The 8416-nt window shown below is 41.1% G+C and carries 8 protein-coding genes; 1 reads left to right on the top strand and 7 read right to left on the bottom strand.

Annotated features, from left to right (window positions below):
- Window positions 1–169 precede the first annotated feature (169 nt).
- From V7201_RS06095 to V7201_RS06085, 3 genes are all read right to left on the bottom strand, one after another.
- Window positions 170–2161 (bottom strand): molybdopterin-dependent oxidoreductase, encoded by a 1992-nt coding sequence (locus V7201_RS06095; protein WP_335375902.1) that lies wholly within the window; start codon window positions 2159–2161, stop codon window positions 170–172.
- A 91-nt stretch (window positions 2162–2252) separates the two neighbouring features.
- Complete coding sequence (locus tag V7201_RS06090; protein ID WP_229366285.1) at window positions 2253–2447, bottom strand: DUF951 domain-containing protein; 195 nt, start codon at window positions 2445–2447, stop codon at window positions 2253–2255.
- Between the two features lie 15 nt (window positions 2448–2462).
- The gene (locus V7201_RS06085) at window positions 2463–3353 is read right to left on the bottom strand and encodes a mechanosensitive ion channel family protein (RefSeq protein WP_335375901.1); all 891 of its coding nucleotides are present in this window, start codon (window positions 3351–3353) and stop codon (window positions 2463–2465) included.
- 551 nt (window positions 3354–3904) lie between these two features.
- Between V7201_RS06085 and yyaC the strand changes: the two genes are divergently transcribed.
- Complete coding sequence (gene yyaC, locus V7201_RS06080) at window positions 3905–4537, top strand: spore protease YyaC (protein WP_335375900.1); 633 nt, start codon at window positions 3905–3907, stop codon at window positions 4535–4537.
- A gap of 90 nt (window positions 4538–4627) precedes the next feature.
- On the opposite strand, the gene V7201_RS06075 is transcribed toward yyaC, so the two are convergent.
- From V7201_RS06075 to noc, 4 genes are all read right to left on the bottom strand, one after another.
- Window positions 4628–5338 (bottom strand): DUF554 domain-containing protein, encoded by a 711-nt coding sequence (locus V7201_RS06075; protein WP_335375899.1) that lies wholly within the window; start codon window positions 5336–5338, stop codon window positions 4628–4630.
- Window positions 5339–5485: 147 nt separating this feature from the next.
- On the bottom strand, window positions 5486–6334 hold the full coding sequence (locus V7201_RS06070; RefSeq protein ID WP_335375898.1) for a ParB/RepB/Spo0J family partition protein: 849 nt from the start codon (window positions 6332–6334) through the stop codon (window positions 5486–5488).
- Complete coding sequence (locus tag V7201_RS06065) at window positions 6327–7088, bottom strand: ParA family protein (RefSeq protein WP_335375897.1); 762 nt, start codon at window positions 7086–7088, stop codon at window positions 6327–6329. Before V7201_RS06065 ends, V7201_RS06070 begins: the two co-directional genes overlap by 8 nt.
- A gap of 244 nt (window positions 7089–7332) precedes the next feature.
- Window positions 7333–8211 (bottom strand): nucleoid occlusion protein, encoded by an 879-nt coding sequence (gene noc, locus V7201_RS06060; protein ID WP_335375896.1) that lies wholly within the window; start codon window positions 8209–8211, stop codon window positions 7333–7335.
- Window positions 8212–8416: the final 205 nt, after the last annotated feature.

The raw sequence follows: 8416 nt of genomic DNA, 5'->3' as shown, positions 1-8416 counted from the left end.
GTTAGGAGCCGCAGCTAGACATGCGACTCGAGGGGCTAGGCGGTGGAGCTGGACATTTTTCGAAATGAATAAAATACTTATTATTTTTTTGAAAGCCAAATTGCCCATGTTCACCTACATTCCTGTTTACAAAGTAAAAACCGCACTTCAACAGAAGTGCGGCAACAGATTAGATGGATTCAACTTTTTCGATATTAACAAGACAATCATACAAAGTGCTTCCTAAGCCATTGTCTGATTCTCTGCTCGAGGTAAGCTGATTCACTGAACCGCCAAACCTCGCACTTAAACCTTCATCAATATTTACCGTCCCGGCATGTGCGTTTTTCATTATGGAGACATATCCGTTCATTTCTCCCCTGTCATTCCACACACGGACATGATCCTGGTTTTTAAGTCCCTTTTCAACCGCTACACTTTCTGCAATTTCTACTTTTACGTAAGGCGCAGGTTCAAACAGTTGAAAATGCTGTGAATGGTTGGATCGCAACGGATGGATTGTCAGAAGCGTATATGGATATTTTTTCGCAAGCTCAGGATTCATCCATTTTGTTTCTGTCGGCAGTGACAGCGTCAGATTTCCTTTTGAAGAAGTGAATTCATATTTCCCGCTTGGCGTTTTAAAATGACGATCACTCCATGGAATTTTATTGACAGGGAGCTCCAGGAATTTTTCTGTGCGGATTTTATCAAGAGTAATACCGTTTTCGACAAGCGAAGCCAGCCCCATTCCGAGGTACCCTTCCCTTGTAAAATCAAACTCCTCACCAAAGCCTAAGCGCTTCGCCAATTCAGCCCAAATCCAAGCATCAGGCCTGGCTTCCCCAGGGGGCTCAACCAGTTTAGGACCATGATTCACGTAGTGATGGTACATGGAAGAATAATAGACGTCCTCCACTTCAAAAACAGTGGCAGCGGGCAGGACATAGTCTGCGAGCATAGCCGTATCTGTCATAAACTGGTCGATGACGACTAGAGTTTCTAATGAAGAAAAGGCCTCTTTTACCCTTTTGGTATCCGGAACCTGGGTTAATGGATTTCCGCATGTCACAATTCCCATTTTGATTTCGGGATCGATAGCAGATAGAATCCCTTCCGCCTGTCTCATCATCGTGAACGTGCGTGATGTGGTCTTCCGTTCAGGCATTGTCATTTCGTTGAAGGCAAAGCTTTGGCCTACCTGCTTATTCGCATAGTTGGCTCCGCCGCCTGGAATCCCGATATTGCCGCTGATCGCTACCAGTGCATCAATCATTCTTATTGTATTTCCTCCGTTTTCATATCGCTGCATACCTAAGCCCATGATGGTGGAAACTGGACGGTCAGCGTACACTTCAGCAAGATGAGTAATGATTTCTGCAGGTACCTCTGTCATCTCACTGATTGATTCCAATGAAACGCTATCAAGCAACGTCAATAAATCAGGCAGGCCGACTGTATGGTTTGCTAAAAATTCCTCGTCCTGTATATTCATCCTATACATTTCTTTCATGATTCCCGCAGCCAGAAGGCCGTCAAAGCCAGGCTTGATTGATATATATTCATCTGCAAGCTTTGCAGTCGCGTTATAGATCGGATCAATGACGTATAGTTTTGTACCATTCTTTTTCACTGCCTGGAGGTTTTGATATAAATGCATATTTGTCCTGGCGACATTTCTTCCCCAAATGACTACATATTTACTATTCTTCAAATCCTCTGGTGCATGGCTGTATGCATCGCCGAAATCCCAGTTTTGCGCCTCGATGCCGGCTCCCCAACATATCGAGCCTATCAATTCTGTCACACCGCCATAAAGATTAAAGAATCGGCTGTCCAGATTTGTAAGCAGTCCGCTATTCGCATAGTCATGGCTATGCAATACAGAAGTAGTTCCGTAGTTATCTTTAAAATAAGCCAGTTTTTCAGCGATTTCGTCCAGAGCCTGCCTCCAGGAGATTTGCTCAAAGCGTTCTCCAGATTTTTTCAGGGGATACAGCAATCTTTCCTGCGAATTTGTCCGGTTCTCAAGCATCCTGCCGCGTCCGCAAATCTTCCCCTGTGTGATTGGATGCTCAGGATTGCCTTCAATCTTCATTACTTTTCCATCTTCAACGGTAACAAGGAAGCCACAGCTGTCCCAGCAATTCAACGGACAAGCTGAATGATGTACTGTTGCCAACTCCTCATCTCCCCATCTCTATCTATTTAGTCAATCTAAATATATTTTTATAATTAAGAATAATATAGAATGGATAAAAAAAGAAGCAGGATTATTCTTCCTGCTTCGATAAAATCTTTTTCACTTTTCGAGTAAATTCTTTTCTTGGAATTAAGACACTGTGCTGGCAGCCTTCACATTTAATTCGGATATCCATGCCAAGCCGGATGATTTTCCACTTGTTTGTGCCACAAGGATGTGATTTTTTCATTTCAACAACATCATTAAGCTGAAACTCGTGCTCCAATTTCTGACCCTCCTGTTATTTTCCGAATTCTTTCTGTGCCCCGCCTTCTTGACGGGAATACATCACCATTCTTGGGAATGGAATCTCAACTCCATGCTCATCAAGGACAAGCTTTATATCTTTTCGAAGCTGTCTTCCAATGTACCAGTGTTTCATTGGCAGAGTTTCAGCGACAATCCGGAGGACAACCTCGGACGCACCGAATTGCTGCACTCCTAAAAGCTCAGGAGCCTTCACAAGCTCAGGATATTTGTCTGTCGTTGTATTCAGATATTCCTGCAGCACTTTCTCGGTATATTCAATATCTCCTTCATAAGCGATGCCGATATCAAGTACTGCTACACTGTTATATAAAGAAAAATTCGTGACTTCTACGATGCTGCCATTTGGAAGGATATTAATTTCCCCTGTAAAGCTTTTAATCTTCGTCGTCCGCAGCCCGATTTCCTCCACGGTCCCTTCAAATGGTCCAATTCTTACATAATCGCCAACAGAAAATTGATCTTCAAAAATAATGAAGAAACCAGTAATGATGTCCTTTACCAGACTTTGTGCGCCGAAACCGACTGCAAGCCCGACGATTCCTGCTCCTGCCAGCATTGCCTGGACATTGATTGTCAAAGCAGAAAGAATCATCATAATCGAAATAAAATAAACGGCGTATGAAAGGATATTTTCAAGCAGCTTCATCAATGTTGCTTCGCGTCGTTCCGAAATCCTTAAAGGAGATTTCGTCCTCACCTTAAAAAAATTATGGATCGCCAGTTTCCCCACCTTAATCAATAAACCTGAAATAATCAGGATAGCGATGATTTTAAGGACACTTTCACCAATGCTCATCCATATATTTTCATTCATCAGCTTTTCACTGACTTTATTAAAAAATGTCTCTGATTCTTTTATCATTAAATGATTTCACCTGCCTAAACTAAATAAATGCTTTTTCGTTTTGTTTGCAGCTTCCATTTGCTCCATCGTTCCGTATTCGATGCCTTTAATAAAGGCATCCTCGTAAACGACCTAGAAAAGGTTTTTCTTACAGACTGAAGCAGCAAAGTTTACGAATCGTCCATAATGAAAACACAATCATTTTAACAAGTTTTAAAAAGTAGATAAAGAAATACTACCAGTAAAACCGTAAGATTTCATTCATTTACTTTATTAGGCTATTTTAGTCTCTTTAACCTCACTCTGAGTTTAACTCACAAACTAGAAGCATCCATAATTTCTTTCAATACGACGATTTTATTATTTTACTATAACAAAAACATTTTGATAAAGAGTCTAAATAATGATTTTGACTATTATGATTTCCTTAAAGGCAATTAGGTATTTATCCCCTTGAAAGGAAACCTCTGCTCCAAAAGGCCCTGTTTAAATCTTTCTGTTTACAGGTATGTATAGATTACAAAAAAAGTCCGTATACTGATAGTACGAATTTTTAAGGAGTGGATCCAATGAATCTCAAAAACCATTTTTTCGAGCGAAAGAGCAGTGTAGCGAAAATTAACCATGAAGATGAATTGGCAGCGGGAAAGCTGGCCACGGAAATTCTGGACCTTTTGCCTAATTTCACCGCTCGCCCTATCGTTTTTGTTTGTATCGGCACAGATCGCTCCACTGGTGATTCATTGGGTCCACTTATCGGAACATTGCTCGAAGAAAAGGACATCACGCCTTTTCATGTATACGGAACCCTTGATGATCCAATCCACGCCGTTAATATGGAAGAAAAATTAGCTGAAATTAAACAAAAACACTTCAATCCATTTATCATAGGGATAGATGCTTGTCTTGGCCGCTTGAAAAGCGTCGGATCCATACAGGTAGGGCATGGTCCTGTCAAACCCGGTGCAGGAGTGAATAAAGACCTGCCAGAAGTGGGGAATATTCATATAACCGGCATCGTGAATGTAAGTGGCTTCATGGAATTCTTTGTTTTGCAAAATACAAGATTGAACCTTGTTTTAAAAATGGCTAAAACGATCGCAAATGGAATCTTTGAGAGCAGCTTGCAGTTTCCAAAGAAACAGGAATGGCCTAAATTAAGCTGGGAGCTTGATACCGAACAACCTACAATTGCAGAATAGTAAAAGGAAGGATCATTCATGAGTCCTTCCTTTTTTATAAGTCCAGCGCAAGCGTCTGTCGATTCTGACCAAGGCGCTTGCGTTTTCTAATTATACTCCAATAAAACTATGAGTGACCGCTACAAGAATGGCTGTAACCAAAATGCCCGGGAGCAGGTTCGCAACCCTAATCCTTGTTAATCCTATCAGGTTCAAGCCAATCGCAAAAATCATGACTCCTCCTGTAGCTGTCAGTTCGAGAATAAAGCTGTCCATCAAGGCTTGAGGAATCCATTTATCGATTTGAGTGGCAAATAAAGCGATGGTTCCCTGATAAAGCATGACTGGAATTGCAGAAAAAAGAACACCAATCCCTAGTGTTGTAGTCAAGATTAGAGCGGTGAAACCATCAATGATTGCCTTCGTATAAAGAACATCATGGTCGCCTCGGATCCCACTGTCCAACGCACCAATAATCGCCATCGCTCCAATGACAAATATCAGCGTTGCCGTTACAAATCCCTGCGAAATACTGCCTTCACCTTTTGAACCGATCTTCCTTTCGAGCCAGTCCCCTACAGAATTAAGCTTATCTTCTAATTTTAAGGCTTCCCCGATCACAGCCCCAATCACAAGGCTTAAAATCACAATCAGGAAATTAGCGCTCTTAAAACCCATTTGCAAGCCTAAAACCATAACAGACAACCCGATCCCGTGCATGATTGTAGCTTTCATATTTTCAGGAATCCTTGTCAGCAGCTTTCCCAGCATAGTCCCTATGATAATCAATAATCCATTTACAATGGTGCCGAGTAAAAACATTTCTTTCACCTTTTATCCTTATTTCCTTATTTTTGAACTCATTACATTTCATCTTTTATGATTAAAAGACACTTTCGCCTTCACCAGAGAATTATTATTTTAAAAAAGTAAAAATATGATTAAAAAAAGAAGCCATCATTTGATAGCTTAAGAGTTTTGCAGGTCTAAAAGTTCCAGAATTCGTTCGAGGTCATCTTTTGAGAAAAATTCGATTTCAATTTTCCCCTTGTTTTTAGACTGTTTGATATTAACCGTCGTGCCGAAACGTTCCCGCAGCGATGTTTCCCGTTCTCGGATGAAAACATCTTTTGTTTCTTTTTCTTTCTTTGTTTCACGTGGAACAATTTCATTCATCTGTTGGATCAGCTGCTCCAACTGGCGAACATTCAGGCCATCTTTTAACATTTTATCAACAAGAGCAGGAAGCTGTTCTTTTTTTCTTAACCCTAGCAAAGCCCTGCCATGCCCCATGGAAATTTTGCCATCAGAAATGTACTGCTGAATTTTTGGAGGCAATGATAAAAGTCGGATATGGTTAGCTAAATGCGGCCTGCTCTTGCCTAGCCTTTTGGCCAATTGTTCCTGTGTAATCTGCAGCTTATCCATTAAAGTCTGGTAGGCAAACCCCTCTTCGATTGGATTCAGGTCCTCTCGCTGAAGGTTTTCGAGTACAGCAAGTTCCATCATCTGCTGTTCGTTTAAATCGCGGACGACAGCTGGAACTTTTTCTAATTTTGCTTCCTTAGCAGCACGGAACCGTCTTTCACCAACGACGATTTCATAGCCTTTAATCGTCTTCCTTACAATGATTGGCTGAAGGATCCCATGTTCAATGATGGATAGTTTAAGTTCTTCGATTGCTTCCTTCTGAAACACTTTTCGTGGTTGGTAAGGATTCGGCCGGATTTCTTTGATACTGATTTCCTGGACTTTTTCGTCTTTACCGGCTTCCTCTTTAAATAAAGCGTTCAATCCCTTGCCTAAGCCTTTAGCCATTCGCAGCCACTTCCTTTGCAAGATCTAAGTAAACCTCAGCCCCGCGGGACTTCGGATCATAAATGATAATTGGCTCTCCATGGCTGGGAGCTTCACTTAGACGGACATTCCGTGGAATAATGGTTTTATATACCTTGTCTTGAAAGTATTTCTTAACTTCCTCGATTACTTGCAGGCCTAAATTCGTACGCGCATCAAGCATGGTCAGTAATACGCCTTCGATTTTCAAATCCTGATTCAAGTGCTTTTGAACTAAGCGGACAGTATTAAGAAGCTGGCTTAAACCTTCCAAAGCATAATACTCACATTGTACTGGTATAATGACTGCATCCGATGCAGTTAAGGCATTAAGCGTCAATAATCCCAGCGAAGGCGGACAATCAATCAATATATAATCAAAATCAGCTTTAACTTCTTCTAACGCGCGCTTAAGGCGCACTTCCCTCGAAATGGTCGGTACAAGCTCTATTTCTGCACCTGCAAGCTGGATTGTTGCAGGAATTGTGTAAAGATTTTCTACAGCGGTTGGATGGATGACAGACCTTGCTTCCACATCATCTACAAGCACATCGTAAATGCATTGCTCCACGTCAGCTTTATCGATTCCAACTCCGCTCGTCCCATTACCCTGGGGATCTATATCTACTAAAAGTACTTTCTTTCCTATGTATGCAAGGCATGCGCCTAGATTCACAGAGGTAGTCGTCTTACCGACTCCACCTTTTTGATTCGTAATCGCAATAATCTTTCCCACATTGTCACCTACTTTCGAACCCGTAAATTACTTATATAGCTTTTTCAAAGCCAAAAAATTAAGCTTTACTATCGATTCAAAGAGAAAATAGGCTCCCGCGAACCGAAAAAAGCAATCATGTATTCTATTTTATCATGAAATAACGTAGTTGATAGAATTTTTCTTAAAAAGAAATAACTTGTAATATTTAATTCTACTAAACTAAAAAAAGCAGGAGACTGCATGTCCCCCACTTCCAATCATATTATTTCTTTTTTGGTATCTTAATCGTGAACTGGTAAAAATCTTCAAACTCCGCTTCTTCAGAATCAAGATTGATCCCGCTGTCGGAAACCATCGTCAACGACTGGCGTATCGTATTGACAGCAATCCGCATATCCTTGCTGAAGGCCTTCCGTTTCGGTTTAGGCTTTTCTTCATTTTGAGTCAACAGCTTGACTACCCGTTCCTCAGTCTGCTTAACATTCAGTGATTTCTCAATGATTTCCGCAAGCAGCTGAACCTGAAGCAGTGGATTTTTCAAAGGTATTAATGACCGTGCATGACGCTCTGTAATCATTTTATTCAGGAGTGCGTCCTGGACTTCCTGAGGAAGTTTAAGCAATCTAAGCTTATTAGCAACCGTGGATTGCCCCTTTCCCAGTCTTTGCGCAAGCGCCTCCTGGGTAAGATTATGAATTTCCAGCAATTTACCATATGCCATTGCTTCTTCAATCGGGGATAATTCCTCACGCTGAAGGTTCTCGATTAATGCAACGGATGCAGTTTCTGAATCAGATAAATTTTTAATGATTGCGGGAACCTCGTCCCACTCCAATTTTTTCATTGCGCGCCAGCGGCGTTCACCTGCAATGATTTCAAATTTATCCTGGTCATACTCACGGACGACGATTGGCTGGATTACTCCATGTATATGAATGGTACGGGCCAATTCTTCAATTTTTTCATCATCAAAAACGGTTCTTGGCTGGTATCTATTTGGAATAATATGGGCTATCGGAATTTTTCTAATTTCTTCGTGCTCTACGTTGTCTATATCCTCAACCTTTTGTTCCACTTCGACTTCAATCGGTTCTTTTTCCTTTTCCCCAAGGCCAAAAAAGCGAGAAAAAGAAGGCTTCATCACCCTACACCACCTTTATGAACTCCCTATTACATATTCTCTATAAAAATGACATGTTCCTGCCTATAGAATCTATTATAAACTAAATTTTATCTTCAAAATAGGACAAAAAGTGCAAGCGCCTTGTAAGAGACCATGTAAACAGCGACTGCATGCTCTTTGACGATGTATGTTTAGTGAACTCATATGGTCCGACGCTGAAAAT

It is taken from the genome of Bacillus sp. JJ1122 (assembly GCF_036964885.1).
Lineage (GTDB): Bacteria > Bacillota > Bacilli > Bacillales > Cytobacillaceae > Mesobacillus.
This window is presented reverse-complemented; position numbering and strand designations above follow the sequence as displayed.

Coding starts and splice junctions, on each gene's coding strand:
- noc (WP_335375896.1), bottom strand. CDS start 8,211: ATGAAGCCTTCTTTTTCTCGCTTTTTTGGCCTTGGGGAAAAGGAAAAA.
- V7201_RS06085 (WP_335375901.1), bottom strand. CDS start 3,353: ATGATAAAAGAATCAGAGACATTTTTTAATAAAGTCAGTGAAAAGCTG.
- V7201_RS06070 (WP_335375898.1), bottom strand. CDS start 6,334: ATGGCTAAAGGCTTAGGCAAGGGATTGAACGCTTTATTTAAAGAGGAA.
- yyaC (WP_335375900.1), top strand. CDS start 3,905: ATGAATCTCAAAAACCATTTTTTCGAGCGAAAGAGCAGTGTAGCGAAA.
- V7201_RS06075 (WP_335375899.1), bottom strand. CDS start 5,338: ATGTTTTTACTCGGCACCATTGTAAATGGATTATTGATTATCATAGGG.